The 25496-nt window shown below is 72.5% G+C and carries 24 protein-coding genes; 14 read left to right on the top strand and 10 right to left on the bottom strand.

Going from position 1 to position 25496, the window contains the following annotated elements; genetic code table 11:
• Nucleotides 1–43: 43 nt before the first annotated feature.
• The gene (locus MXD60_RS05070) at nt 44–490 is read right to left on the bottom strand and encodes a MarR family winged helix-turn-helix transcriptional regulator (RefSeq protein WP_248817784.1); all 447 of its coding nucleotides are present in this window, start codon (nt 488–490) and stop codon (nt 44–46) included.
• A gap of 175 nt (nt 491–665) precedes the next feature.
• Between MXD60_RS05070 and lpdA the strand changes: the two genes are divergently transcribed.
• Nucleotides 666–2072, top strand: a complete 1407-nt coding sequence (lpdA, locus tag MXD60_RS05075) for a dihydrolipoyl dehydrogenase (protein WP_248817785.1) — start codon at nt 666–668, stop codon at nt 2070–2072.
• 102 nt (nt 2073–2174) lie between these two features.
• Here the strand turns inward: lpdA and MXD60_RS05080 are convergent, their stop codons facing one another.
• The gene (locus tag MXD60_RS05080; RefSeq protein WP_248817786.1) at nt 2175–2633 is read right to left on the bottom strand and encodes a DsbA family protein; all 459 of its coding nucleotides are present in this window, start codon (nt 2631–2633) and stop codon (nt 2175–2177) included.
• Between the two features lie 93 nt (nt 2634–2726).
• Between MXD60_RS05080 and MXD60_RS05085 the strand changes: the two genes are divergently transcribed.
• Genes MXD60_RS05085 through MXD60_RS05095 form a run of 3 tightly spaced genes read left to right on the top strand, consistent with a single transcriptional unit; the run spans nt 2727 to nt 4481 of the window.
• Nucleotides 2727–3749, top strand: coding sequence for an LLM class flavin-dependent oxidoreductase (locus MXD60_RS05085; RefSeq protein WP_248817787.1), 1023 nt, complete (start codon nt 2727–2729; stop codon nt 3747–3749).
• 25 nt (nt 3750–3774) lie between these two features.
• Complete coding sequence (locus tag MXD60_RS05090; RefSeq protein ID WP_248817788.1) at nt 3775–4074, top strand: type II toxin-antitoxin system Phd/YefM family antitoxin; 300 nt, start codon at nt 3775–3777, stop codon at nt 4072–4074.
• On the top strand, nt 4071–4481 hold the full coding sequence (locus MXD60_RS05095; RefSeq protein WP_248817789.1) for a type II toxin-antitoxin system VapC family toxin: 411 nt from the start codon (nt 4071–4073) through the stop codon (nt 4479–4481). The genes MXD60_RS05090 and MXD60_RS05095 overlap by 4 nt, the downstream gene beginning before the upstream one ends.
• 98 nt (nt 4482–4579) lie before the next feature.
• Here MXD60_RS05095 and MXD60_RS05100 read toward each other — a convergent pair whose 3' ends face one another.
• Together MXD60_RS05100 and MXD60_RS29270 are read right to left on the bottom strand one after the other, a co-directional pair.
• Nucleotides 4580–4777, bottom strand: a complete 198-nt coding sequence (locus tag MXD60_RS05100) for a hypothetical protein (protein ID WP_248817790.1) — start codon at nt 4775–4777, stop codon at nt 4580–4582.
• Between the two features lie 297 nt (nt 4778–5074).
• Nucleotides 5075–5479, bottom strand: a complete 405-nt coding sequence (locus MXD60_RS29270; protein ID WP_248817791.1) for a Zn-ribbon domain-containing OB-fold protein — start codon at nt 5477–5479, stop codon at nt 5075–5077.
• Between the two features lie 1202 nt (nt 5480–6681).
• On the opposite strand from MXD60_RS29270, the gene MXD60_RS29275 reads away from it, so the two are divergent.
• Nucleotides 6682–7146: a DUF1932 domain-containing protein gene (locus MXD60_RS29275; RefSeq protein WP_248817792.1), complete on the top strand. Its 465-nt coding sequence runs from the start codon at nt 6682–6684 to the stop codon at nt 7144–7146.
• A 153-nt stretch (nt 7147–7299) separates the two neighbouring features.
• Here the strand turns inward: MXD60_RS29275 and MXD60_RS05115 are convergent, their stop codons facing one another.
• Nucleotides 7300–7671, bottom strand: a complete 372-nt coding sequence (locus MXD60_RS05115) for an excisionase (protein WP_248817793.1) — start codon at nt 7669–7671, stop codon at nt 7300–7302.
• A 71-nt stretch (nt 7672–7742) separates the two neighbouring features.
• Between MXD60_RS05115 and MXD60_RS05120 the strand changes: the two genes are divergently transcribed.
• Together MXD60_RS05120 and MXD60_RS05125 are read left to right on the top strand one after the other, a co-directional pair.
• A complete protein-coding gene (locus MXD60_RS05120) occupies nt 7743–8813 on the top strand; it encodes a Clp protease N-terminal domain-containing protein (RefSeq protein ID WP_248817794.1) in 1071 nt (356 codons plus the stop codon).
• A gap of 113 nt (nt 8814–8926) precedes the next feature.
• A complete protein-coding gene (locus tag MXD60_RS05125) occupies nt 8927–9556 on the top strand; it encodes a HEAT repeat domain-containing protein (RefSeq protein ID WP_248817795.1) in 630 nt (209 codons plus the stop codon).
• 57 nt (nt 9557–9613) lie between these two features.
• Here MXD60_RS05125 and MXD60_RS05130 read toward each other — a convergent pair whose 3' ends face one another.
• Entirely contained in the window at nt 9614–10066 is a 453-nt protein-coding gene (locus MXD60_RS05130; protein WP_248817796.1) for a deaminase, read from the bottom strand.
• 132 nt (nt 10067–10198) lie between these two features.
• On the opposite strand from MXD60_RS05130, the gene MXD60_RS05135 reads away from it, so the two are divergent.
• Nucleotides 10199–10597: a PPOX class F420-dependent oxidoreductase gene (locus tag MXD60_RS05135; protein WP_248817797.1), complete on the top strand. Its 399-nt coding sequence runs from the start codon at nt 10199–10201 to the stop codon at nt 10595–10597.
• Nucleotides 10598–10615: 18 nt separating this feature from the next.
• Here the strand turns inward: MXD60_RS05135 and MXD60_RS05140 are convergent, their stop codons facing one another.
• On the bottom strand, nt 10616–11350 hold the full coding sequence (locus tag MXD60_RS05140; RefSeq protein WP_248817798.1) for a histone deacetylase: 735 nt from the start codon (nt 11348–11350) through the stop codon (nt 10616–10618).
• Nucleotides 11351–11583: 233 nt separating this feature from the next.
• Between MXD60_RS05140 and MXD60_RS05145 the strand changes: the two genes are divergently transcribed.
• The 4 genes from MXD60_RS05145 (at nt 11584) to MXD60_RS05160 (ending at nt 16990) form a co-directional block, all read left to right on the top strand.
• Nucleotides 11584–12480 carry a class II glutamine amidotransferase gene (locus tag MXD60_RS05145; protein WP_248817799.1) on the top strand — a complete coding sequence of 299 codons (897 nt, stop codon included), beginning with the start codon at nt 11584–11586 and terminating at the stop codon, nt 12478–12480.
• Nucleotides 12481–12840: 360 nt separating this feature from the next.
• Nucleotides 12841–15456 carry a nitrite reductase large subunit NirB gene (gene nirB / locus MXD60_RS05150; RefSeq protein WP_248817800.1) on the top strand — a complete coding sequence of 872 codons (2616 nt, stop codon included), beginning with the start codon at nt 12841–12843 and terminating at the stop codon, nt 15454–15456.
• Between the two features lie 35 nt (nt 15457–15491).
• Nucleotides 15492–15812 carry a nitrite reductase small subunit NirD gene (gene nirD, locus MXD60_RS05155; protein ID WP_248817801.1) on the top strand — a complete coding sequence of 107 codons (321 nt, stop codon included), beginning with the start codon at nt 15492–15494 and terminating at the stop codon, nt 15810–15812.
• Complete coding sequence (locus MXD60_RS05160) at nt 15809–16990, top strand: uroporphyrinogen-III synthase (protein ID WP_248817802.1); 1182 nt, start codon at nt 15809–15811, stop codon at nt 16988–16990. Before nirD ends, MXD60_RS05160 begins: the two co-directional genes overlap by 4 nt.
• A gap of 414 nt (nt 16991–17404) precedes the next feature.
• Here the strand turns inward: MXD60_RS05160 and MXD60_RS05165 are convergent, their stop codons facing one another.
• On the bottom strand, nt 17405–17803 hold the full coding sequence (locus tag MXD60_RS05165) for a hypothetical protein (protein WP_248817803.1): 399 nt from the start codon (nt 17801–17803) through the stop codon (nt 17405–17407).
• Nucleotides 17804–17964: 161 nt separating this feature from the next.
• Between MXD60_RS05165 and MXD60_RS05170 the strand changes: the two genes are divergently transcribed.
• Nucleotides 17965–18606, top strand: a complete 642-nt coding sequence (locus MXD60_RS05170) for a hypothetical protein (protein WP_248817804.1) — start codon at nt 17965–17967, stop codon at nt 18604–18606.
• Here the strand turns inward: MXD60_RS05170 and MXD60_RS05175 are convergent.
• On the bottom strand, nt 18525–19976 hold the full coding sequence (locus MXD60_RS05175) for an MFS transporter (RefSeq protein WP_248817805.1): 1452 nt from the start codon (nt 19974–19976) through the stop codon (nt 18525–18527). The genes MXD60_RS05170 and MXD60_RS05175 overlap by 82 nt on opposite strands.
• Nucleotides 19977–20384: 408 nt before the next feature.
• Between MXD60_RS05175 and MXD60_RS05180 the strand changes: the two genes are divergently transcribed.
• A complete protein-coding gene (locus MXD60_RS05180; RefSeq protein ID WP_308222375.1) occupies nt 20385–24692 on the top strand; it encodes a molybdopterin-dependent oxidoreductase in 4308 nt (1435 codons plus the stop codon).
• Between the two features lie 135 nt (nt 24693–24827).
• On the opposite strand, the gene MXD60_RS29280 is transcribed toward MXD60_RS05180, so the two are convergent.
• A complete protein-coding gene (locus MXD60_RS29280; RefSeq protein WP_248817806.1) occupies nt 24828–25316 on the bottom strand; it encodes a Rieske (2Fe-2S) protein in 489 nt (162 codons plus the stop codon).
• Between the last annotated feature and the right edge of the window lie 180 nt (nt 25317–25496).

Genomic DNA, 25496 nt, shown 5'->3' on the forward strand with positions numbered 1-25496 from the left:
CCCGGCAGTGCCAGGCCCCGCCCGACCCGCTGGTTCCGGCCGGTCAGCTCCCGTCGCGGAGCTCGCGCACGAAGCGGTCGAGCCCGCCGACGAAGGCCGTGGCCTCCGCCGGTGGCCAGCCGGCCAGCCGGGCTCCGAGCAGGTCCGCGAGCCGCGCGCGCAGTACCGCGACGACCTTCTCGCCCTCGGCGGTGAGGCTCAGCAGGACGCCGCGCGCGTCGTCCGGGTCCGGTGCGCGCCGCAGCAGCCCGCCGGCCTCCAGCCGGCTGGCGTACCGGCTGGTCCCGGACCGGTCCAGGCCGATCTCGCGGCCGAGGCGCACGGCGGTGGCGGGGCCGATCCGGGCCAGGCCGGCGAGCAGCGGGTAGGAGGAGATGTCGAGGCCGCGGCCGATCCCGTCGACGAGCTCGGCGTACAGGCCGAGGCGGGTGCGCCGTTGCAGCAGCTCCCCCAGCGCGGCCTCCAGGCGCGCACCCAGCTGCTCGGCCACCAGCGCAGACTATCGTGCGCCTCGCACGGTTGCCGGGTGTCCGGCCGCCGCGGTGCCGCGCCCCAGGTCACCACCCGGACGGGGCCGGCAGGGGGACCACACGGCAGGCGAACTGTGACCGAATGCCTGGCGACGCGGGAACAGACGGCCCTGCGGGGGTCGTTAGGCTGCGGTTGTGAGCAGCGAACATTTCGACGTGGTGGTGCTCGGCGCCGGGCCGGGCGGATACGTGGCCGCGATCCGAGCCGCCCAGCTCGGCCTGACCACAGCCGTGGTGGAGGAGAAGTACTGGGGCGGTGTCTGCCTCAACGTGGGCTGCATCCCCTCGAAGGCGCTGCTGCGCAACGCCGAGCTGGTGCACACCCTCACCCACGAGGCCAAGACCTTCGGCATCACCGTCAGCGGTGAGATCAGCTTCGACTACGGCGAGGCGTACCGCCGCAGCCGCAAGGTCGCGGACGGCCGGGTCAAGGGCGTCCACTTCCTGATGAAGAAGAACAAGATCACCGAGTTCGACGGCCGCGGCACGTTCGTCGACGATCACACCCTGTCCGTCGCCACCTCCGACGGCGGCACCCGCACGGTGAGCTTCGACCACTGCATCATCGCCGCCGGCGCGACCCCGCGGCTGCTGCCCGGCACGTCCCTGTCCGACCGGGTCGTCACCTACGAGCAGCAGATCATGAGCGAGACGCTGCCTCGCAGCATCGTGATCGCCGGTGCCGGCGCGATCGGCGTCGAGTTCGGCTACGTGCTGAACAACTACGGCGTCGACGTCACCATCGTCGAGTTCCTCGACCGGATGGTGCCACTGGAGGACGCGGACGTCTCCGCCGAGCTGGTCAAGCACTACAAGAAGGCCGGGGTGAAGGTCCTCACCTCCACCCGCGTCGACTCCATCGACGAGTCCGGCGACCTCGTGCGCGTCACCGTCACGGGCAAGGACGGCACGTCCACGGTCCTGGAGACCGAGAAGGTGCTCCAGGCCATCGGCTTCGCCCCGAACGTCAAGGGCTACGGCCTGGAGAACACCGGCGTGGCGCTGACCGAGCGCGGCGCGATCGACGTCGACGGCTACTGCCGCACCAACGTGCCGCACATCTTCGCCATCGGCGACGTCACCGCCAAGCTGATGCTCGCCCACGCCGCCGAGGCGATGGGCATCATCGCCGCCGAGACCATCGGCGACGCCGAGACGTACCCGATCGACTACGTGATGGTCCCCCGCGCGACGTACTGCCAGCCGCAGATCGCCAGCTTCGGCTACACCGAGGCGCAGGCCCGCGAGCTCGGCTACGACGTGCAGGTCGCGAAGTTCCCGTTCATGGCCAACGGCAAGGCCCACGGCCTCGGCGAGACCGCCGGCTTCGTGAAGATCCTCTCCGACGGCAGGTACGGCGAGCTCCTCGGCGCCCACATGATCGGCCCCGACGTCACCGAGCAGCTCCCCCAGCTCACCCTCGCCCAGCGCTGGGACCTCACCGTCGCCGAGCTCGCCCGCAACGTCCACGCCCACCCCACCCTCGGCGAAGCCGTCAAGGAAGCCATCCACGGCCTCGCCGGCCACATGATCAACTTCTGACGCTCCCGGCGCCGGGCGCGTCCCAAGCGCGGCGCGTCTCGGTTTCGGGCCGCTTCTGTAGCGCTGCGCGCCCGGTTTGCCGCGACAGAAGCGGCCCGAAGGTCAGCGCCCGAGGTCGCGGGCGGCGCGCTCGCCGGCGCGCACTCGGGTGACCTCGGCGGCGTCGAACACCGGCCGGCCCGCGCCGAAATGCGCCGCGTTCAGGGCGCTGACCGCCTCGGCCTGCCGGCCGACATCGGTGGCCAGGTGCAGCAGCCGGTGCAGGTCGAAGGTGTTCCCGCTGAGCCGGTCCGCGGTGTACACCAGCCCCTCGCCGCGGGCGGCGTCGGCGACCCGGTCCTCCATCACGGCGATCTCCTCGACGGAGCGCCCGAACTTCGCGGCCAGCGCCTCGCGCAGCGGACCGGACTCGCCGCGGGGCAGCGTCGGGTCCAGCTCGTAGGAGTGGAACAACACGCTCACCTCGTCCCGGTGTGCGAAGCCGGCCAGGGCGCGCTCGAACCGCGCCTTCCCGATGTAGCACCAGGGGCAGACGACGTCACTCCAGATGTCCACGCGCATAGGTCCGACCGTAACCCGCCTCGTCACGGCACCGTCGTGGGGCACAGCGGGCCGCCGCGGAATGCGCTCGGGCGGCCGGGAATTGAGCTGGAGGTGAGTGTTGCTGACGACACCCTTCCCCTGGCGGTCCTCGACTTCGTCGGGATCGAGCACGGCGAGAGCCCGAGCGCCGCGATCGCCGGCGCGGTGGGCATCGCCCAGGCCGTCGAGGCGGCCGGCTACCGGCGGTACTGGGTCTCCGAGCACCACAACATGGCCAGCCTGGCCTGCAGCGCCCCGGAGCTGCTGACCGCCCACGTCGGTGCCCGGACCTCCCGGATCCGGGTGGGCGCCGCCGGGATCATGCTGCCGAACCACGCGCCGTTCAAGGTCGCCGAGACGTTCCGGACGCTGCTGGCGATGTACCCGGGGCGGATCGACCTCGCGCTCGGCCGGGCGCCGGGGACCGATCCGTTGACGGCCCATGTGCTGCGCCGGGGCGTGGGCGCCGACCCGGGGGCCGAGTTCCCCGGGCAGGTCGGCGAGCTGCTGGCGTTTCTGGGTGACGGCTTCCCCGCCGGCCATCCCTACGCGCAGCTCGTGGCCGCGCCGCTGGTCGAGGAACGGCCGGAGCTGTTCGTGCTGGGGTCGAGCCCCTACGGCCCGACGTTCGCCGCGGTCAACGGCCTGAGCGCGGTGTTCGCCCACCACATGAGCCCGGACCTCGCCATCGAGGCACTGCGCGCCTACCGACGCGACTTCACCCCGCGCACCGACGGCGCGACGCCGTACTCGGCGATGTCCGTGCTGGCCTTCGCCAGCGACGACGAGGACGCGATCGGCGAGTTCGAGGCATCCTGGACCCTGACGATCCAGAACATCACCCGCGGGATCCGCGAGCCCCTGCGGCCGGAGGACGTCCAGGCGTTCGCCCGCTCGCCCCAGTTCGACGCCGCCCGCCGCCACGACGACGGCCGGATGGTGACCGGCGAGCCGAAATCCGTCGCCGAGCGGCTGCTCGAACTCAGGCAGGAAGCCCAGGCCGACGAGATCGTCGTCGTCACCCCGAGCCTGGACCGCGACCGCCGCCGCGACAGCTTCACCGCCCTGGCCAACGCGTGGAGACAGCTGGCCTGAGCGATGCCCTGGGCCGATGTAGGACATGATGTTCCACACTTGGCGGATGAACAGGGTTGGCATCCGGGAGCTCAACCAGCACACGAGCCAGGTCATTGATCGCGTCCTCCACGGCGAGACGATCGAGGTAACTGATCGTGGACGTCCGGTTGCACGGCTGGTGCCGATCAGCCGCGGCGCAGCGGCGCTTGACCGACTCGTAGCCGAGGGCCACGCGACGCCGCCGACGGTGGACGGCCCGATTGCCATGCCGCCCCTGCTCGGCGACCCCTTCACGAGCGTGACCGACGAGCTGGTCGCCGGGCGTGAGGACGAACGCTGGTGATCTACCTTGACTCGGCGGCAGTGGTGAAACTCGTCGTGGCCGAAACCGAAAGCCCAGTCCTCGTCGATTGGCTGAATGCCCGGGCCGACCTGCCACGGTTCACCTCGACCCTGGCGGAAGTAGAGGTCGCACGCGCGATCAGACGAGCGGCCCCGGAGGCATCGGGACCTGTGCCCCGGGTCCTCGACCGGATGTACCGCCTGGAGATCGATGCGCGCGTACGCAGCGCCGCAGCTCTCGAGGACCCACTCCTACGCTCACTCGACGCCGTTCACCTCGCCACCGCCCTTCGGTTGACCGACGCGCACGACGCGACACTGGCCGCCTTCGTCACTTACGACAAGCGTCTCCTCGAAGCCGCACGGCGAGCTGACCTCCCTACGGCGTCACCAGGAATGTCGCAGTAGAACACTCGACGTTCCCTTCCATGACGAACGGCAAGGCCCACGGCCTCGGCGAGGCCGCCGGCTTCGTGAAGATCCTCTCCGACGGCTGGTAAGGCGAACTACCGACGTCGGCGCCACGTTCTCCAGCGGGGTCGTTCGCCGTCCGGTGAGGTCGTCTCGGCACGGCCGATGGAGCTGCGCGGCAGGTGTTCCAGCCCGGGGATGGGGTCATCCAGGTCGAGCTGGCGGGAGGTGAACGCCTCGTCATCGAACTCTCCGATCTCGAACCGCCGAAGCTTCACCGCCCACCACAGCATGCTGCCGATCTCCTCGGCCGAGGCCTTGTAGCGCCCGTCAGGCAGAACAACGACCCATCCACCGTGGGCTCCGATCGGAGAACGGCCAGCAGGGAACCGGTCGCGGTCCCCCACAACCGCACGCCGTCATCGTCACCGCTGGCCAGAGTCGCCCCATCCGGAGCGAACGCCACCGACCGCACCGCGGCCCACCAGCCGCGTCTGCCCCGCCACCCGGCGCCCCCGTGCTCACCGGTCAAGAATGGCATCCGTAGGGAGGCGGCAATCCTCCGTACCGCCCAAAGCCAGCGGATCGGGTTAGGACGCCGCCGCGACCTCCGCCAGTACGCGCGGGCGGAAAACGACGCGCGGGGCTTCCGCGCCTGGTCGCAGGTCGAATGCGGCGCGCACCGGCTGGCCGATGGTCACCTCGGCCGGGCGGATGCCCTCGAGTCGGCCGGGCAGCCGGATTCCCTCGTCCAGGGTGACCAGGGCCAGTGCGTACGGCCGGCGGCCGGCGAACGCCCGCATCGGCGGCTGGCGCATGACGATGAAGCTCTCCACGACGCCGGTGCCGCTCACCGGCTCCAGCACGGTGGACCCGGCACAGTGCTCGCAGCGCGGCGGTACCGGGTCCAGCCAGGCCCGGCAGTCCAGGCACCGGCGCAGTGCGAACTCGTCGTCGCCCAGCGCCCCCCACAGCGGCTCCTGCCGGAGCCCCACCGGCGGCCATCCACTCGCGGGCGGCGCCTCACGCGCGGCCGGCGGCAGTTCGGGTTGTGGTTGCGGCGCCCGCTCTGATTCCGGCAAGGGTTCCGGCGCTGGGGTCGAGGTGGGCGCAGGTGCTGGCGCCGGCGCTGCCAGCGTTGCCAGCGTTGCCGACGGGATTACCGTGACGGCGGGAACGCGCTGGGACGGCGGCGGTCCGGCCGGCGGTGCCGGCGAGGCCGAGGTTCGGTCGGCAAGCACGACCACGTGTGGTCGGGTGATCGCTTCCATCCAGGGTTGACTTGTGGTGACCCGCCTGGCGGGACTGCCCTGTGCTGCTCCCGCGCTCTGCGGACCGCCCGTCCCGGCGCCGCCGTGCCCCGCGGACCGAGGACCCGCGGACCGAAGGCCCGCGGACCAGAGCCCCAGGGACCAGAGCCCCGCGGAGCGATGCCCTGTCTCGGTGCGGCCTGGTGCCGCCGCGCCTGTCCACGGCGTGCCCGCTGGCCACGCCGGTCGCTGTACCGCACGACCGCCCGGGTAGATGACGCGCACATGGGCCTGACCCGTGATCATCCGCGCCGCACCGCCCTCCGCATATCTGGTTCCCCTCCAGCACAGCATCTACGGACAACGAATTCCGATGATTCGCTCAACCGAAACCGGCGAGCGCCACACTTCCCCCAGCCGGGTTAACCCGGCCCCGACCTTCCGAACCACCCGCAGTACCAACCGGCGACCTCGCGCGGCATGCCACCTGGCCGTGCGAGGAGTGGCCAATGGAACGTCATCCCGGCCCGGCTCCCGAGAGGTACGTCCCGGGCGTCTGGCCCCCCCCGATGCCGCTGCGGCGGGCTATCCCGGTCGGGAACACCCGGCGGCGTGGAGCGTCGGCCGGCATCCACTGGTACTACGGCATCCACTGGTGCTACGGCATCCGTTGGAACGTGGGCATCCGTTGGTACACGGCCCGTCGGCCGGTCCTTCCGCGCGGACGACTCCCGACGGCCAGATCACGCCGCTCACCCGAACACCTCGCCAGCCACCGGACAGCTCCACGGCGCCGCCGACAGCTCCGGTTCTCGCGGCCGCACCGATACCCGGCGCGGACCGACAATGCGCCGGCCGCCCCGAGTACCTTCGCGTTTTATCACCAGTCGGACGCCGAGGCAGCATCCGCCCACCTGGCCTTTCCGAACCTTCGGCTGGCCGCGGCCGTGGGGTTTCCCCGCTCGGGGATACCTGATCTCGTACCCACCGGCCACCCACGCCGCGATACGGTCATTGGCCGGAATCAACTGCGCGGGGCGGGGACGCAGAGCACCGCGAGCGTCTACAAGGGCCTCGCGGCGCTGTTCCTGCACGCGGCCGCCTCCGCGCGCCGCGCCGGCGTGCTGAACCCGGTCCTCGACGACCTGACGGCCGCGTTTCCCGACGAGGTCCAGGGTCTCGGCCGGTTCCTGGCGTTGTCGGCGAGCAAGTCCGGCCGCTACGTCGACGAGATGCGGGAGATCGCCGCGACGCAGGACGCCGCCGGGCTGCCCCCCGAGCTGTTCACCGCGATGGCCACCGTCTGGGAGCGGGTCGCCGCGACACCGCTGGGCGCGCTCACCCCGGAGGACGCCGCGGGGATGTCCGACCTCGATGACGTCCTACGCGCCCTGGACGACCACGACCGGTAGTTTTCCGCCCCGCCACCACCCGCCCACCACGTGATCATAGTGTTCCGCGGCGCACTCCGACAGACTCGGACACATCAAACCTATCGGGCAGCACAGGCGGTGAGCGGAGCCGGCCGGCGAGGCCGATCGGGCCGGGCGCCATGACGGCCGGCGCTAAGCCGTGTCGCGGTCGGTGACGTCGCGCCCTTCCAGTGCGGCGACGCGGGCCTCCAGCTCGTCGATCCGGTGCTGGAGCAGTTCGATCTGCGCCTCTTCCCCGAGGCGGCGTTCCCAGCTGCGCCGCAGCCGCGGGGACTCCTCGGCGCGGGCCGCCACCATCGCCAGGGGGACCAGGCGCTGCGGGCCGTGCGGGCCGTCGACCAGGCGTGACGGGATCAGGTCCGCCCGGTACCAGGTTCGCAGCGCCGCGCGGGACACCCCGGTACTGCTGGACGCCTCCTGCAAGGTCACCCAGTCGGACTCCTCGAGTTGCGCGGCGAGTTCCCGCTCGACATCCCACTGATCCAGACGATCGTCCCAGCTCACGGCCACCTCTTTCGTCACCCTACTATTAGCATGGTATTGACGGGGATCGGAACAGGGGCTGAAGTCGGACCATGTTCGAGCGATTCACCGCCGCCGCCCGCCAGGTTGTCGTCCTCAGCCAGGAAGAGGCCCGCCGCCTCGACCACAACTACATCGGCACCGAGCACCTCCTGCTCGGGCTGCTCCACGAACCCGACGGCATCGCCGGGCGCGCCCTCGCCGAGACCCCCGTGACGCTCTCGACCGCCCGAGCCGCCGTCCTCGCCGCCGTCGGCCGTGGGAAGAAGCCGCTGAAGGGCCACATCCCTTTCACCCCCCGAGCGAAGAAGGTCCTCGAGAAGGCGCTGCAGGAGGCCCTCGCGCTGCGGACCAGGAGCATCGGTACGGAACACCTTCTGCTCGGCCTGCTGGAGATCAACGAGGGTCTCGCCGTGACCCTGCTGCGCGACGCGGCGGTGGACGTCGAGGCGCTGCGCCTACGGGTGCTCGCGCTGGCCGCCGCCGCCAAGGTCGACCGGGACGCGGGCGTCCCCGCCTCGGCCGGCAGCCCTCGACAGCCCGGCGTGAGCGCCGACATCGACAGCGGCATCCTCGACGTCACCGACGACACCCGGCCGCGCCGCACCGCCGCCGCCGACGCCGGCATCCTGACCGCCGGCCACTACGCGGGCCGCGACCCGGTCGGCTCTCACCATCTGCTGCTCGCCCTGCTCAACGACCAGAGCAACGCGGCGACCCGGACCCTCGCGGGCCTGGGCATCGACGTTCCCGCCGTCCGCGACGCCCTGCTCGACGCCGATCTGACCGACACCTCGGACGAACTACCCGAGGTCACCGGGCGGCACGGAATGTCACTGCGCCTGACCGACTCGACGCTGGTCGTGGAGGCGACCGACCACCGGCTACTCGGCCTCGCCCGGCTCGCCCGCAACGCCCTGCGCGGCCGCCGCACCTCACTGGACTCCGCGCCAGCCGACAGCGGCGCCGCGGACAGCGTGTCCCCCGCTGACGGGTCACCGGACGGCGAGCCACTGATCAGCGGCCGGGACGAGTTCTCCGACAGTCTCTCCGCGGTCTGGACGGTCCTCGAAGCCAGCCTGGAGGACATCCGTTCGCGTGCCGCCGAGGAACGGGAAGGGTGACATCCGGTGGCCGCCGCCTTCCACGAGTCCGGCCCGCATGGCAACAGGATTGCCACCGGAGGCAGGAGGTGGTTCCCGTCAACGCCACGCACCGGCCCGGAGGAGAAGCTGGAATGCTCGACGCGTTGAGCGCCGGGGATTCGTCGATGCGTCTCCAGGCGGCCCTGGCGGTGGGGACGAATCCCGATTCCGGTCAGCTCGAGGCGCTGCTGGAACGATGCGCGATCGAGCCGGACTTCTTCGTCCGCGACATGCTGACCTGGGCGTTGACCCGCCTTCCGGCCGACGTCACGGTGCCTCGCCTGCGCGCGGAACTGCATTCCGACCGCGCCCAGGCCCGCAGCCAGGCGTTGCACACATTGTCCAAAATCGGGGACGGGAGTGCGTGGCCCTCGATCACGCGGTCGTTGCTGCGGGACGCCGATGACGAGGTCGCGAAAAGCGCGTGGCGGGCCGCCGTCATCCTCGTGCCCGACACGGAAACGAACGCGCTGGCCGCGGAACTGGCCGCACAGCTCGGTCGCGGCGACCGGAAGGTGCACCAGAGCCTCAGCCGGGCCCTCGTCGCGCTCGGAGACGTGATCGAGCCTGCTCTGCGGGAGGCGATGGCGAGTGCCAGCCCGGCGGTGCGTGCGCACGCCCGCGCCACGGAGGTGCTCCTGCGCGACCCGGAGGCCGGTTTCGAGTCAGTCCTCGACGAGGCGAAACGGATCGTCGCGCTCGGCCCGGACCGGGCCGAGTAGGCAGCGCCGCAGCTCGACCCACGATGGATCATGGTGCGCCGCGGCGCACCGCTCGGGTCAGAGCGACAGGTGGGCGTTCATGGCGCGCGCCTGGTCGGCGAGGTCGGACAGTTCGACCACGGTGACGCCGGCGGCGGTGAGCAGTTCGCAGCCCTGGCAGTCGGCGACGAACAGACTGGGTTCGCGCCAGGCGATGACGACCCGGGGGATCTTCGCGGCCAGGATGAGCTGGGCGCAGGGCCGGGGCCGGGACCCGCGCTGGGAGCACGGTTCGAGGGTGCTGTAGAGCGTCGCCGTGCTCAGGCGGGGGTCGTCGGGGGCGAGTTTCGCGAGGGCGGACTCCTCGGCGTGCACCGAGCCGTCGACCTCGCGGGAGAAGCCGAACGCGATCTCCTCGCCGTCCGCGCCGACGATCACAGCGCCGACCGAGTAGGCGCCGGTGGCGGGCGGGCAGCGGTGGGCGAGCTCGATCGCCCGCGTCATCCAGCGGTGGTCGTCCGGCTGCGACATGAGGGCCTGCCTTCCATCGGACCTACCACCAGGTTACGGCCGGGCCGGCGCGTGTTGACCTGAAGTCGGCTTCATCTCCTACGGTGACGGACGTTGCCCGCGTGTCCGTCCACCACCGAATGGAGCACGTCAATGGTCTTCACGCCGGTCGAACTCGAGTATCTGCGCTCCCAGCGCCTGGGCCGGATCGCGACCGTCGCACCGGAGGGGACGTTGCAGAACAGCCCGGTCAGCCACGTCGTCGACGAGGCCACCGGGGTGATCAGCATCTACGGGTACGACCTCGGCAACACCCGCAAGTTCCACAACATCGCCGCGAACGGGCAGGTCGCCTACGTCGTCGACGACATCGCGTCGCTCGAGCCGTGGTCGGTGCGCGGCGTGGAGATCCGCGGCACGGCCGAGGCGCTGCGCGACCAGACTCCCCCGGCGTCGCACCTGAGCCCCGAGGTGATCCGCATCCACCCACGGCGGATCATCAGCTGGAACCTGGGCGACGGCGGGGAGGGTTCCCGGCGGACGGTGACGTGACCGGAGTGGCCTCGGCTGTCAGCGTGCCCAGGAGGCCCGGCCGGCGTCGGCGCGGTCGCTGGTCCGCTCCTCGGTGAGCAGGCGCTCGACGGCCTCGGGCCGCCAGGTGCCGGCGGCGCCGGGGCGGGTGGCGAGGTAGTCGGCGATGCGCCGCGCCGACCAGCCGTGGGCCTCGCGCAGGCCGGCGGCGAGCATCGCGAGGTAGCCGCCCGAGGGGGCGGAGAGCTCCACGTCGGCCATGGTCCACGGCGCGGTGAAGGTCAGCACGGGGACCTCGGTGTGGTGGCCGACGAGGACCAGCGTCTCGTAGCGGCCCGGGCCGACCTGGGCGCGGCCGGTGCGCAGCACGGTGGCCAGGTCGAGGTCCAGGTCCGGCGGACGGTGCATCTCCTGGGCGGCGACGTCGGCGAACTGGCCGGCGGTCAGCAGGTAGGCGCGGCCGGCGACCTCGCCGGGCGCGGACGGGTCGTAGAAGGCGACGCCGCCCGTCCAGATCTGTGACTCACCGGAGAAGTACATGCCGCCGGGGAGCATGACCGGCTCCGCGAGGCGCGGGGGGCGCTGGTCGCGGCAGCCGGGATGGTGGTGGGTGCTGCCCGGCGGGCAGCCGCCGGACAGGTAGTACGTGAGGCGGGCCAGCCGCATGTTCGAGCCGTAGCTGGCATACCAGACCAGCTCCGGCCCGGTTGAGGCCACCGGGCTGGCCGGGGCACCACCTGCGGCCTGCCGGGGCACGCTGAGGGCGTCAAGCACCGGCCCAGTATGCGGCGGGCACCATCCCCGTTTCCGCAGTTTTCGAAACCCGATTTGGGCTCACTGTCACCTTCTGGCCACCCGCGGGACAGAAAATCACGGACGGTGAACAGACATGTCTTCGGGGTACGGTGACGCCGCCGGCCGTAACGCCCGAGGTGGCGGACCGCGAGCGCAGGTCGGCGCGGGCGGGCCCGGTGTCCGGGGCCGCCTCGGGAGGAGGTTCGCGGCCGATGTGCCGGCTGTTCGGGCTCACCAGTGCCCCGCGCACCACCCAGGCCACCTTCTGGCTGCTCGACGCGCCGGACAGCCTCGACGTGCAGAGCCGTCGCAACCCGGACGGCACCGGCCTCGGCTTCTTCGACGCCGACGGCCGCGCCGAACTGTTCCGGGAGCCGATCGCTGCCTGGGCGGACCGCCAGTTCGCCGCCGAGGCCCGCCAGGCGTCGTCGCGGACGTTCGTCGCCCACGTCCGGCATGCCTCCACCGGCGAGATCTCCCCGCGCAACACCCATCCGTTCCTGCACGATGGCCGGCTGTTCGCGCACAACGGGGTCCTCGAGGGCCTCGACGAGCTGGAGCGTCACCTCGGCGACGCGATGTCGCTGGTCGCGGGCGACACGGACTCCGAGCGGCTGTTCGCGCTGGTCTCCCGGGAGATCGACGCCGCCGGCGGCGATGTCGGACGGGGCATCACCGCGGCGGCCCGCTGGGTGGCCGCGAACCTGCCGGTCTACAGCATCAACCTGCTGCTGATCACGCCGTCGGACCTGTGGGCGCTGCGCTACCCGGACACCAACGAGCTGCACCTGCTGCGCCGCCCCGCCGGCGGCCGGCACGGCGGGCGGCCGCTGCACCACGCCGACGCCGCCGGCGCGACCCGGGTGCACGTGCCGGGCCTCGCAAGCGCGCCGGCGGTCGTCGTCGCCAGCGAGCCGATGGACGAGCACCCCGACTGGCGGCCGTTGGCCGCCGGCGAGCTCATCCACGTCGCGCCGGGCGGCACGGTGCACTCCGTGCTCGCCCTGCCCGACCCGCCGGCCCACCCGCTCACCCTCGCCGACCTGCGCCCGCAGGCCGCCGCCTCGCAGCACGCCGGCCCGACCCCGCCGGAGAAGCAGGCGCCGTAAGCCGGCGGCGGCAATACCGGTGGGCGAGCGCCCGGGTAATGCGGCGACGGCCGTGAGAAACACCCACACCAGGCCCGCGGCCCCGCCCGTGCTATTTTTTCCGCACCGGCAGATCGGTTATTCTCCGACAACGGCGAACTCCCCGTCGGGCAGCGGGCGGCCCGTCAGGTGAGGCGACTCACACGGCCGCCGGCGCACCCGGCCGCGTATGGCGGGAACAACCGCACAGGGCTTCGGTCGCGGCGGTGAGAACTGTTTTTCGCCGCGTTAACGCCCGCGAACGGCCCGGATTTACAGGCCGCCGACACCATGGTGAACGTGGTCGGACCAGATCGGATCCGGGTGAAAGAGGTGTCGGTGATGCGGTCGGATTCCGGTGGTCGGCTGGTCGTCGTCGGCAACGGCATGGTCGGCCAGCGGTTCGTCGAGGCGCTGCGGGAACGCGACGTCGAGCGCCGCTGGCAGGTCACCGTGCTCGGCGAGGAACCACGCCGCGCCTACGACCGGGTGGCGCTGTCGTCCTACTTCGACGGCGTCGACGCGGCCGCGCTGGACCTGGTCGCGGACGGCTGTTACGACGGCCGTGACTACGTCCTGCATCTCGACGAGAGCGTCAGCGCCATCGACCGGGTGGCCCGCACCGTGACCACCGGCCGCGGGCGGACCCTCGGCTACGACGCGCTCGTGCTGGCGACGGGCTCGGCGCCGTTCGTCCCGCCGGTGACCGGCGCCGACCTGCCCGGCTGCTTCGTCTACCGGACCCTCGACGACCTCGACGCCATCCGCGCCGCGGCGCTGCGGGCGACGGCCCGGGAGCGTCCCGACGGCGGCGCCGCGCCGGTGGGCCTCGTCGTCGGCGGCGGGCTGCTCGGCCTGGAGGCGGCCCGCGCGCTGCGGCTGCTCGGCCTGTCGGTGCATGTGGTGGAGATGGCGCAGCGGCTGATGCCGTTGCAGGTCGACGAGGGCGGCGGGGCGCTGCTGCGCCGGCTCGTCGAGGAGCTCGGCGTGACCCTGCACCTGGGCACGTTCGCCGGCGGCCTCACCGCGGCCGCGGGCAAGGCGGGCGGGCCGATGGGCGCGACGTTGGGCGATGGCACGGAGCTGGCCGCTGACCTGGTGGTCTTCGCCGCCGGGGTGCGCCCGCGCGACCAGCTCGCCCGGGACGCAGGGCTGGCGGTGGGCGCCCGCGGCGGGGTGGCCGTCGACGCCGGCTGCCGCACGGAGGATCCCGACGTGTACGCGATCGGCGAGTGCGCGTGCGTCGAGGGCCGGGTGTACGGGCTGGTCGCGCCGGGATATGCGATGGCGACGGTGGTCGCCGAGCGGCTCCTCGGCGGGGACGGCGAGATCGGCGCGGCCGACACGGCGACGAAGCTGAAGCTGCTCGGCGTCGACGTCGCGAGCTTCGGCGACGCGCTCGCCACCGCCGACGGCGCCCTGGAGGTGACCGTGAACGACCCGGTCACCGGCAGCTACGCCAAACTCGTCCTGTCCGACGACGCCTCGACGCTGCTCGGCGGGGTGCTCGTCGGGGACGCGTCGAAGTACGCGGCGCTGCGCCCGCTGGTCGGGCGCGCGCTGCCCGCCGACCCACTGGCGATGCTCGCGCCGGCCGGTGGCGCGGTCGGGGCGGCGGCGCTGCCCGCCGACGCGATGGTCTGCTCCTGCCACGCGCTGACCCGGGGGGCGATCGACACCGCGATCGACGAGTCGGAGCTGACGACCGTCGCCGAGGTGAAGGCGTGCACGAAGGCGGGCACCGGCTGCGGTTCGTGCGTGCCGATGCTGTCCACGCTGCTCGCCGAGCGCGGCGTCACGCTCAGCCGGGCGCTGTGCGAGCATTTCGAGTATTCCCGGGTGGAGCTCGCCGACCTCGTCCGGGTCGAGAACATCACCACGTTCAGCGAGCTGATCGCGCGGTACGGGCAGGGCCGGGGATGTGACGTGTGCAAACCGGCGGTGGCGTCGATTCTCGCGAGTTTCATCGGCGGGCACATTCTGGACGGCGAACGCGCGGCCCTTCAGGACACCAACGACGCGTTCCTGGCGAACATCCAGCGCAACGGGACCTATTCGGTGGTGCCGCGCGTTCCTGGCGGGGAGATAACGCCGGCGCGGCTCATCGCGATCGGTGAGGTCGCCCGGGATTTCGAGCTCTACACGAAGATCACCGGCGGGCAGCGCATCGACCTGCTCGGCGCCCGGGTCGAGCAGCTGCCGGCGATCTGGCGGCGCCTCGTCGACGCCGGTTTCGAGTCCGGGCACGCCTACGGCAAGGCGCTGCGCACGGTGAAGTCCTGCGTCGGGTCGACGTGGTGCCGCTTCGGCGTCGGGGACTCGGTGGCCCTCGCCATCCACCTCGAGCTGCGCTACCGTGGCCTGCGCGCCCCCCACAAGATCAAGGCCGGGGTGTCCGGCTGCGCCCGGGAGTGCGCCGAGGCCCGGAGCAAGGACGTCGGCGCGATCGCCACCGACAACGGCTGGAACCTCTACGTCGGCGGCAACGGCGGGTTCCGCCCCCGCCACGCCGACCTGCTGCTCACCGACGTCGACACCGAGACCCTCATCCGCACGATCGACCGCTTCCTGCTCTTCTACGTCCGCACCGCCGACCGGCTGCAACGCACCTCGGCGTGGGTCGAGTCGCTGTCCGCCGGTGGCGTCGACGGCCTGGCCTACCTGCGGTCGGTGCTCGTCGACGACGTGCTGGGCATCGCCGGTGATCTCGACGTGGCGATCGAGCGGCACGTCGCCGGCTACGAGGACGAGTGGGCGGCGGTGCTCGACGACCCGGCGCGCCTCGCCCGGTTCGTCTCGTTCGTCAACGCGCCGGACACCCCCGACCCGAGCATCTCGTTCGTCACCGAACGCGACCAGCCACGGCCGGTACTACTGCCGATGCCGATACCGCGTCCGGCCGTCGCCCCGGAACTCGCCCCGGAACTCGCCGATGCGGCCTTGGACACTGCGCAGTGACGTCCTCGGCCCGGACGTGGAAGGATCCTGACTCGATGTGGACCGCCGTGTGCCGCTACGACGACCTGGTGCCAGAGCGAGGGGTGGCCGCGCTGATCGACGGCGTCCAGATCGCGCTTTTCCGCGCGCATGACGGCAGCCTGTTCGCCCTCGGTAACCAGGATCCGTTCACCGGCGCGTGGGTGCTCTCCCGCGGCATCGTCGGGACGAGGGCGGAGTTGCCGACGGTCGCGTCCCCGCTGCACAAGCAGGTGTTCGACCTGCGTACCGGCCGATGCCTGGACGTCGAGGGCGTCGCGGTGCCGGTCTACGAGGTCCGGACCCGGGCCGGCTCGGTCGAGGTGAAGGCACCGTGAGTCCCGCCGACACCGGCCCCGGCGGCCCGCGCGGGTCGACCGGGGTCGAACCCCTGGCCGGGTACACGGTCGGGATCACGGCGGCGCGCCGGCGCGAGGAGTTCGGCGCCGCGCTGGAACGCCGTGGCGCCTGCGTGCGCTACGGCCCGGCGATCCGGATCGTGCCGCTCGCCGATGACAGCCAGCTGCGCGAGGCGACCGAGCGGTGCCTGACCGCGCCGCTGGACATCGTCGTCGCCACCACCGGGATCGGTTTCCGCGGCTGGATGGACGCCGCCGATGCCTGGGACCTCGCCGAACCGCTGAGCAAGGCGATGGACGGCGCGGTCCTGCTCGCCCGCGGTCCGAAGGTGCGGGGCGCGATCCGCGCCTGCGGGCTGCGCGAGACCTGGTCACCGGCGTCGGAGTCGTCGAACGAGGTGCTGGAGCACCTCATCGAGAAGTACGACCTCACCGGGCGGCGCATCGCCGTCCAACTGCACGGCGAGCCGCTGCCCGACCTCGTCGAGACGCTGCGCCTCGCCGGCGCGGACGTCATCGAGGTGCCTGTGTACCGGTGGACCGCGCCGGACGACCTGGTCCCGCTGCGGCGCCTCATCGACGCCGTCGCCACCACCGAACTCGACGCGGTCGCGTTCACCAGCGCGCCGGCGGCGATCAGCTTCCTGCGCGCCGCGGACGAGCAGGGCCTGCGCGACGCCGTCCGCGAGGCACTGCTCGGCCCGGTCGTCATCGCCTGTGTCGGGCCGGTGACCGCCGGCCCGCTGCTCGCCCAGGGCCTGCCCGTGATCCAGCCACCGCGGGCCCGTCTCGGCTCGCTGGTCCGCGAGATCGTCGAGCAGATCCCCCGCCGCCGCGGCCGGATCCTGCCCGTCGCCGACGGCTGGCTGGACATCCGCGGCCAGGCCGTGGTCGTCGACCACGAACGGGTCGTGCCGCTCAGCCGCACCGCGATGGCGCTGCTGCGCCGCCTCGCCGTCCAGCCCGGCCACGTCGTCACCCGCCGCGAGCTGCTGCCCCCCGGCGGCGGCGACGAGCACGCCGTCGAGGTCGCCGTCGGCCGCCTGCGCAGCGCCCTCGGCGACCCGCGCCTCATCCAGACCGTCGCCAAGCGCGGCTACCGCCTCGCCTTCGACCCCGAACGCAGCGCCGTCGACCCGGCCGACTGGCGCTACTGACCCCGGCCGGAGTGAGCGCGGCGGACGGAACGGGCCAGCCCAGGAGGCCGTCGCCCTTCGCCGTCAGCTCGCCGCCGAGCAGCCCGACGTCCACCGCCCCGACCTCGTCGCATGGCTCACCAACCTGGCAGACACCCTCCGAATACTGGGCCGCCACGACGACGCGCGGTCCATCGAGAACGAGCGGGATGCCCGGTGATCCCAGGGCGAGCGCCGAACGGCCAGCGGCCAGCGCCGTCAGCCAACGTCGGGATCTACTGCTCCGCCGAAGCCCGGCAGAGGGGGCGTGACTGCGGGTGGCCGCCGTTAGGCTGGGGCTGTGGCCGGGACGTTTGCCTACGCGGTCAGGAGGCGGGCCGCGCCGGGTGCCAGCTTCCTCGGCCGGGTGGGGCGTGGCGCGCTGGTGGAGTCCCTCTATCTGATCACCGCCCCGGTGAGTGCCGCGGCGGGACTGCTGCTGGTTCTTGGCGGGCTGTGCGTCGCGGCGGCTGGTCTGCTGGTGCCGGGCCGGTCGCGGGTCGTGGCTGGGGTCGCGGCGCCAGTGCGGTGGGCGGCCAGAGTGGAGTGGCGGCGGATCGGACGGGTCCGCTCGGCGGCTGCCGGTGACGGGTCCGGCGGGCAGCGGTCGAGGCCGGTCGGGGCCACCGATGCTGCGGATCCGGGGTTGTGGCTCGGGCTGGCGCACGCGCTGGTGCTGCTGCCGGTCGCGCTGGTCACGGCGACGGCGACGGTGCTGTGGTGGGTCGTCGGCGTCGGTGCCGCGACGACGGCTGTGCGCAACTGGGGTGAGCCAGCCACGGTGATGTCGCCCATGACTCTGAGCGCGGGGGGCGCGCAGTCCCACATCGATGTGAGCCTGGGCCTGACGTCGCCGACCGAGCGGATGGCCTTCGGCACCGTCCTGGGGCTGCTGTTGCTGGTGGTGCTGCCGCTGGTGCCGCTACCACATCGCGAAGGGTGCGATCGCCGCGCTGATGCTGGCCGTGTTCCTCGCGCTGACCGTTCTGCTGTGGCGCGGGTTCCTGCGGGCGGGAAAGGCGTCGACCCGGGGCGTTCTGGGCTCGGCCGGCGTCCTCTCGGTGGCATCCGCGCTGGTCTCGCTGGCGGCGGTGATGGCCAACATCCAGGGCACGGTGACACCGTTCGCCTCGCTGTTCCCCATGCTGACCGAAGACGGCGGCGACCCGCCGTTCGCCGCCGCGCTCACCGAGGCCCGCCAGCAGCTCGCGGACCCGGCGGGCCCCGGTGCGCGGACTTCGTCGGCCATCGACGCGATGACCGACGAGTTCGCCCGCTACCACGTGGTGATGGCCGTCATCTCCGGCTTCCTCGCCGTCGTCGCCGTCGGGGTGGCCGTGCTGCTGTGGCGGAGGTTCGCGGCCACCGCCAGCGCCGACCGGCGCGCTGACGGTGCTGCTGGCCGTCCTGCTGGTCATCCACTGCGCGGCGAACGTGTCCGTCGCCGCCGACCCGGCACCGGCACTGGCCCGGGCTCTCAACGGCGGCCTGTGACCGGCTGGCCGCGCGTGTCGGGTCAGCCCGTGGTGGTCACGAGTTCCCGGGCGGGCGCCGGCGCCGGCTCTCCGGCGGCCTCCAGGCCGCCGCGGCGCAGGTAGAACCACCAGGTCACGACGGCCATGAGGATGAACAGGCCGATGTAGGTCCACAGCGCGGGGGCGATCGTCCTGTACGCCTTGTTCGACTGGGCGTAGATGATCGGCACCAGGAATCCGCCGAACGCGCCGACCGCGGAGCAGATGCCGAGCGCGCCCGCGGCCTCCTTGCGGGCACGGCGCATCGTCGTCTCGTCGCCACCGAGTTCCCGGCCGCGCCGGGCGAAGATCGCCGGGATCATCCGGTAGGTCGAGCCGTTGCCGATGCCGCTGGCGAGGAACAGCAGCATGAACGACGCGAAGAACAACCCGAAGTTCGGATGGTCGAGGATCTTTCCCTTCGGGCCGATCGACGCCACCGCACCGAGACCGCCGAGGGTCATCGCTGCGAACGCGGCGACGGTCACCCGGGCGCCGCCGATGCGGTCGCCGAGCCAGCCGCCGAACGGGCGGGCCAGCGAACCGACGAACGCGCCGACGAATCCGTAGCTGAGCGCCACGTCCGCCCGGTCAAACAGCGCCGGGTTTTTCAGCAGCGCGGGAAACGCCGTGGAATACCCGATGAACGAGCCGAACGTGCCGATATAGAGAAAGGACATGACCCAGGTGTGGCCGCGCTTCGCCGCGGACGCGGTCGCGCCGTAGTCGGCACGGGCTTCGCTGAGGTTGTCCATGAACAGCAGCGCGCCGACGGCGGCGATGATGGCCAGCGGAATGTAGATCAGGCCGATCCGGCCGAGCGCCGCGCCGGTGCCCGCGGCGATCATGGTGGCGCCGAGTTTCTGGATCACGGCGACGCCGAGGTTGCCGCCGGCCGCGTTCAGCCCGAGCGCCCAACCCTTCTCGCGTTCCGGGAAGAAGAAGGAGATGTTCGTCATCGACGAGGCGAAGTTCCCACCGCCCACGCCGGCGACCGCGGCGATGACCAGCAGCGAGCCGAAGGACAGCTCGGGATGGCGGACCGCCCACATCATCAGCCCGCACGGGACGACCAGCAGCAGCGCGGAGAAGATCGTCCAGTTCCGCCCGCCGAACGTCGGCACGGCGAAGGTGTAGGGCAGGCGCAGAAAGGCGCCCACGCCGGAGGGCACGGCGACGAGCCAGAGCTGCTGGTCGGTGGTGAGCGAGAACCCGGCGGGCCCGGGGCCGCCGTGGGAGTTCGCGCCCATCTTGACGACCAGGATGCTCCACATGACCCACACGGAGAACCCGAAATGCTCCGCGATCACGGACCAGAAGAGATTACGGCGGGCTATGCTCCGGCCGCGGCTCTGCCAGAATCCCGCGTCCTCGGGATTCCATTCGTCGATCCACCGGCCTGATCGGTGGACGCGCCGGCGGGAGTGCGCGTCGTCCGCGGCGGGAGTACTCATGATATGGCTCCTCGGGCCAGCCCTGCATACGTCGGGGGAACTAGCCGCAGACGTTAGGGATCAGGTGTTTCGCCGCCGCCAGCCCGGCGATTACGGCAACGGAAAACACTTCTCTCCAGCCGCTGGTCGGCGTTGTGAGCTGCCCCGCCGGCCGCCTCCGGACATTACCCTTGGGACACGTCCCGCGGGGTACCCGGACATGTCACGGCGTTGTTTCACGCGTAGCACCGTGATCGGCTTCCGACCGTGCGCGTCCCGTCATGGACGTCCGGCGCCGATGTGACCTCCAGGAAACGCGGCGATTTTACGGTGGGCACAGCGGCCGGCCGCGTCCGCCGGCACGCAGCCTATCCGGAGGAAGTGATGTCGGCGTCTCAGCCCAGCTCCGACGCAGGCTCCCGACCCATCGTGACGGGGCAGGTCAGATCGGTCTGCTCGTACTGCGGCGTCGGCTGCGGGATGGTCCTCGACGTCGAGTCCGGCCCGGACGGTCGCGGCCGGCTGCGCAAGGTCACCGGCGACAGGGCGCATCCGGCCAACGGCGGGCGGCTGTGCACGAAGGGCTCGACCAGTGCCGAGATGCTGGCCGCGCCCGGCCGACTGGGCACCGCCCGCATCCGCGACGAACGCGGCGGCGAGCCCGTCGACGTCGCCCTCGACGACGCGATCGCCTCGGTCGGCCAGCGCCTGCGAGCGATCATCGACGAACACGGCCCGGACGCCGTCGCCCTCTACGTGTCGGGTCAGATGACGCTGGAGGCGCAGTACCTGGCGAACAAGCTCGCGAAGGGCTTCATCGGCACGAACCAGATCGAGTCGAACTCCCGGCTGTGCATGGCCAGCGCGGGCAGTGGCTACAAGCTCTCCCTCGGCGCGGACGGCCCGCCCGGCTCCTACGACGACCTCGACCACGCCGACGTCTTCCTGGTCATCGGCGCGAACATGGCGGACTGCCATCCCATCCTGTTCCTGCGGATGATGGAACGGGTCCGCGCCGGCGCGAAGCTGATCGTCGTCGACCCGCGCCGGACCGCCACCGCGGCGAAGGCCGACCTGTTCCTCCAGGTCCGCCCGGGTACCGACCTCGCCCTGCTCAACGGACTGCTGCACCTGCTGGCCGACGCCGGCCACCTCGACGAGGAGTTCATCGCCGAGCACACCGAAGGCTGGGCGACGATGGCGCCCCTGCTCGCCGACTACCCGCCGGCCACCGTGGCCGAGCTGACCGGCATCGCCGAGGACGACCTGCGCCGCGCCGCCGAGTGGATCGGCACCGCGAACACCTGGACGAGCTGCTGGACGATGGGCCTCAACCAGTCCACCCACGGCACCTGGAACACCAACGCCCTGGTCAACCTGCACCTGGCCACCGGCGCGATCTGCCGGCCGGGCAGCGGGCCGTTCTCGCTCACCGGCCAGCCCAACGCGATGGGCGGCCGGGAGATGGGCTACATGGGCCCCGGCCTGCCCGGGCAGCGCTCGGTGCTCGTCGACGCCGACCGTGCCTTCGTCGAACAGCGCTGGGGCCTGCCGCCGGGCCGGCTGCGCACCGACGTCGGCAAGGGCACCGTGGAAATGTTCCAGCGGATGGCCGACGGCGACATCCGCGCCTGCTGGATCATCTGCACCAACCCGGTCGCGTCCGTCGGCAACCGGGCAACGGTGCTCGCCGGTCTCGCCGCCGCCGACCTCGTCGTCGCCCAGGACGCCTACGCCGACACCGAGACGAACGTGCACGCCGACGTGCTGCTGCCGGCCGCGATGTGGGCCGAGACCGATGGCATCATGATCAACTCGGAGCGGAACCTGACGCTGACCCGCCAGGTCGTCGACCCGCCGGGCGACGCGCTGCCCGACTGGGTGCTCATCGCCCGCGTCGCCGCCGCGATGGGTTACGGCGAGGCGTTCGACTATGCCAGCGCCGAGGACGTCTTCGCCGAGATCCGCGGTTTCCACAACCCGCAGACCGGCTACGACCTGCGCGGCGTCAGCTACGACCGGCTGCGCGAGGGCCCGGTGCAGTGGCCGGCGCCGCCCGACTGCGGGCCGCGCAACCCCATCCGCTACCGCAACGACGGGGTGAGCCAGACCCTGCTGACCCGCGCGGACGGCACCCGGCCCGCCCTGGTGTTCCCCACGCCGAGCGGACGCGCCGTCTTCCACCCCCGCCCGCACCTGCCACCCGCCGAACTGCCCGACGACGACCATCCGTACGTGCTGAACACCGGCCGGCTGCCGCACCAGTGGCACACCCTGACCAAGACCGGCCGGGTCGCCCGGCTCAACCGGCTCGACTCCGGTCCGTTCGTCGAGATCCACCCGGCCGATGCCGAGCCGCTCGGCATCTCCGACGGCGACCGGGTGGAGATCGCCTCCCGGCGCGGCCGGGCGGTGCTTCCGGCGGTGGTGACCGACCGGGTCCTGCCCGGCTGCTGCTTCGCTCCGTTCCACTGGAACGACCTGTTCGGCGCCGACCTTGCCGTCAACGCCGTCACCAACGACGCCGTCGACCCGATCTCCTTCCAGCCCGAACTGAAGGTCGCCGCCGTCGCCCTCACCAGGGTGGACACCCCCGCCGAGGCCGCAGCGCCCACGCTGCCCAGGACCCACCCGGCGCCCGGGTCGGTGCCCGCCCCGGCCGGTGCGCCGTCCGCGCGGGGTCAGGAGGTGCCGAGCGCGAGGATGCCGAACGCGGCCGGGGCCCTCGGCGACCTGCTCGGGCTCGACCTGACCCCGCCGCCGCTCACCGATCCGCAACGCCGCTACCTGGCCGGTTTCCTCACCGCGCTCGCCGCCGCACCGCCGGCCACCACCGGGACGCCCACTCCACGGCTGCCCGACGACGCGCCGTTCGAGCCGGCCGCCGGCTGGTGGGTCAACGGCTTCCTGGCCGGCGCCGCCGCACCCGCGCACCACTCCCCCGGCTCCTCCCCCGACCGCTCCCCCGGGGCCGGCGGCGACGGTGACGGCGGGTCCGGACCGGCGGACCCGGCGACGCGGGTGGTGCAGGTGCTCTGGGCGTCGCAGACCGGCAACGCGCAGGAGGCCGCCGGCGCGGTGCGCGGCCGACTGGCCGACGCCGGCTGGTCGCCGCGGCTGCGCCCGATGGACGCACCGGCCGCGGACGTGCTCGGCGAACCCGGCGACCTGCTCGTGGTGACCAGCACGTTCGGTGACGGCGACGCCCCGGACAACGGCGCGGCCTTCTGGGACACCCTGAGCGCCGAGGACGCTCCCCGCCTGGACGGCCGCAGGTTCGCCGTGGTGGCCCTCGGCGACTCCAGCTACGCCGAGTTCTGCGGCCACGGCCGTGCCCTCGACCAGCGCCTCGCCGATCTCGGCGGGGTGCGCCTCGTGCCCCGCGTCGACTGCGAACCCGACTACCAGGACGCGCTGGCCACCTGGCTGGACCAGGCCGTCTCCGCCCTCGCCGCAGACGCCGCCGAGGATTGCGCCGGGGACGACGACCACCATCTCCGCCACCCACCGGCCGAGCCGGCGGCGCCTTCGTCGGAACCGGTGCCCACTCCCACCCCGACGCGGGTCACGGCGGGGCCGCTGCCCCGGCCGCGGAGGTCAGCCGAAGGCACGACCGGCGGGACCGGTACCCGGGACGATCCGCGGGTCGCGCCGCTGGTCGGCAACCAGTTGCTGAGCCGGGACGGCTCGGCCAAGGAGGTGCGCCGACTCACCTTCGATCTGGGCGGCGCCGAGCTGGGCTACACCGCCGGTGACGCCCTCGGCGTCTGGCCGGTCAACTGTGCCGAGCTGGTCGACGAGTGGCTGGCCGCGACGGGGCTGGACCCGGCCGCGACGGTCGACGTCGGCGGGCGGCTGCCGCTGGTCGAGGCGCTGCGCCACCGTCTGGACGTCACCTCGGTGAGCCCGGGGCTGCTGCGGTTCGTCGCCGACCGCACGCACGACACCCGGCTGCGCACCCTGCTGCGGCCGGACAACAAACTGGAACTGGCGAAGTGGACGTGGGGTCGGCAGGCCGCCGACGTCCTCGCCGAGTATCCGGTCCACGCCGAGGTGGCCGACTGGCTGGGTGTGCTGGGCCGACTGCGGCCCCGACTGTACTCGATCTCCTCCACGCCGCTGGTGGACCCGCGCCTGGTCAGCCTGACCGTGTCCGTCGTGCGGTTCACCGGCAGCCACGGCCGGCCCCGCAAGGGCGTGTGCTCGACCTACCTGGCCGACGCCGAGGCGGGCCAGCCGGTCCCGGTGTACGTGCAGCGTTCGCCGCATTTCCGCCCGCCGGCCGACGACTCCACCCCGATGATCATGATCGGGCCGGGTACCGGCGTCGCGCCGTTCCTCGGTTTCCTGGAGGAACGCCGCGCCCGGCGGGCCCGCGGGCCGAGCTGGCTGTTCTTCGGCGAACAGCACCGCGCGACCGACTTCTACTACGCCGACGAACTCGCCGACCTCGCCGCCGCCGGCGCCCTCACCCGCCTCGACCTGGCGTTCTCCCGCGACCAGCGGCACCGCGTCTACGTCCAGGACCGGATGCGCGAACACGCCGCCACGCTGTGGTCGTGGCTCGCCGACGGCGCCCACCTCTACGTCTGCGGCGACGCGACCAGGATGGCCCGCGACGTCGACGAGGCACTGCGCGACATCGCCATGACCTGCGGCAACCTGGATACGGACGAGGCCGCCGCCTACGTCCGCCAGCTCACCGCCGACAAGCGCTACGTCCGCGACGTGTACTGACCCGGCCGGCCGCGCTCGCCGTCGCAGCCGCCCGACCTCTGCCCGACCTCCCGCACCAGCGGCTCCGGTCAAGCGCAACGTTCCCATGGTTCCCGTGCAGGAGATGGCGGAGCCGCGGTCGTCACCTGCTCGCGGTCAGGTGCCGAGGACGAGGTTGGTGCCCTGGACGGAGACGTTCGCCGCGGACAGCGGGCTGGGAGCCGGGCCGCCGACGACCGAGCCGTCGGTGGTGCTGAACCGGCTGCCGTGGCAGGGGCACTTGATCTGGCCGTCGGCGACCGCGTTGACCTGGCAGCCCTTGTGGGTGCAGGTGCTGCTGAACGCCTTGAACGTCCCCGCGGTCGGCTGGGTGACGACCACCTTCTCGGCCGAGAAGATCATGCCGCCGCCGACGGGGACCTGGCTGGTCGTGCCGAGCACCGTCCCGCCCGCCCCACCCGCGGTGGTGGCACCCGCGCTGGCCGGCGCGCTGCTGGCGTCCGACGGGGTCGACGCCGGGGTGGAGGCATCCGAGCTGCCCGAGCTGGAGCAGCCGGCGAGGACGAGGCCGGCGCCGGTTCCGACGACCGCGGCGGCGGAGAGCACGCCCCGCCGTGAAGCCGGGATGTCATTGAGTGTGGTCACGCAATCACTCCTCGTACGTCGCCCAGCGAGCGAGGATTCGCTCGTCGAGTGACACGGACGAAAGCCCCGACCGGTTCATCCCGAATGATCACAATTCTGGTGACTTTTGGGGCCTTCTCGTGACGACAGGGTCCGCTGCCAGCACGCCCGGTCCGGGCCAGGCCGCGCGACGGTGGCTGA

It is taken from the genome of Frankia sp. AgB32 (genome assembly GCF_023243045.1).
In the GTDB taxonomy this organism is placed as follows: domain Bacteria; phylum Actinomycetota; class Actinomycetes; order Frankiales; family Frankiaceae; genus Frankia.

Excerpts from the sequence above, each read along its gene's own strand:
- MXD60_RS05145 (WP_248817799.1), top strand. The coding sequence starts at position 11,584 with ATGTGCCGGCTGTTCGGGCTCACCAGTGCCCCGCGCACCACCCAGGCC.
- MXD60_RS05100 (WP_248817790.1), bottom strand. The coding sequence starts at position 4,777 with ATGCTGTGGTGGGCGGTGAAGCTTCGGCGGTTCGAGATCGGAGAGTTC.
- MXD60_RS05135 (WP_248817797.1), top strand. The coding sequence starts at position 10,199 with ATGGTCTTCACGCCGGTCGAACTCGAGTATCTGCGCTCCCAGCGCCTG.
- MXD60_RS05120 (WP_248817794.1), top strand. The coding sequence starts at position 7,743 with ATGTTCGAGCGATTCACCGCCGCCGCCCGCCAGGTTGTCGTCCTCAGC.
- MXD60_RS05175 (WP_248817805.1), bottom strand. The coding sequence starts at position 19,976 with ATGAGTACTCCCGCCGCGGACGACGCGCACTCCCGCCGGCGCGTCCAC.
- MXD60_RS05170 (WP_248817804.1), top strand. The coding sequence starts at position 17,965 with ATGCTGGCCGTGTTCCTCGCGCTGACCGTTCTGCTGTGGCGCGGGTTC.
- MXD60_RS05165 (WP_248817803.1), bottom strand. The coding sequence starts at position 17,803 with ATGGGCGACATCACCGTGGCTGGCTCACCCCAGTTGCGCACAGCCGTC.
- nirB (WP_248817800.1), top strand. The coding sequence starts at position 12,841 with ATGCGGTCGGATTCCGGTGGTCGGCTGGTCGTCGTCGGCAACGGCATG.
- MXD60_RS05080 (WP_248817786.1), bottom strand. The coding sequence starts at position 2,633 with ATGCGCGTGGACATCTGGAGTGACGTCGTCTGCCCCTGGTGCTACATC.
- nirD (WP_248817801.1), top strand. The coding sequence starts at position 15,492 with ATGTGGACCGCCGTGTGCCGCTACGACGACCTGGTGCCAGAGCGAGGG.
- MXD60_RS05090 (WP_248817788.1), top strand. The coding sequence starts at position 3,775 with ATGATGTTCCACACTTGGCGGATGAACAGGGTTGGCATCCGGGAGCTC.
- MXD60_RS05125 (WP_248817795.1), top strand. The coding sequence starts at position 8,927 with ATGCTCGACGCGTTGAGCGCCGGGGATTCGTCGATGCGTCTCCAGGCG.
- MXD60_RS05130 (WP_248817796.1), bottom strand. The coding sequence starts at position 10,066 with ATGTCGCAGCCGGACGACCACCGCTGGATGACGCGGGCGATCGAGCTC.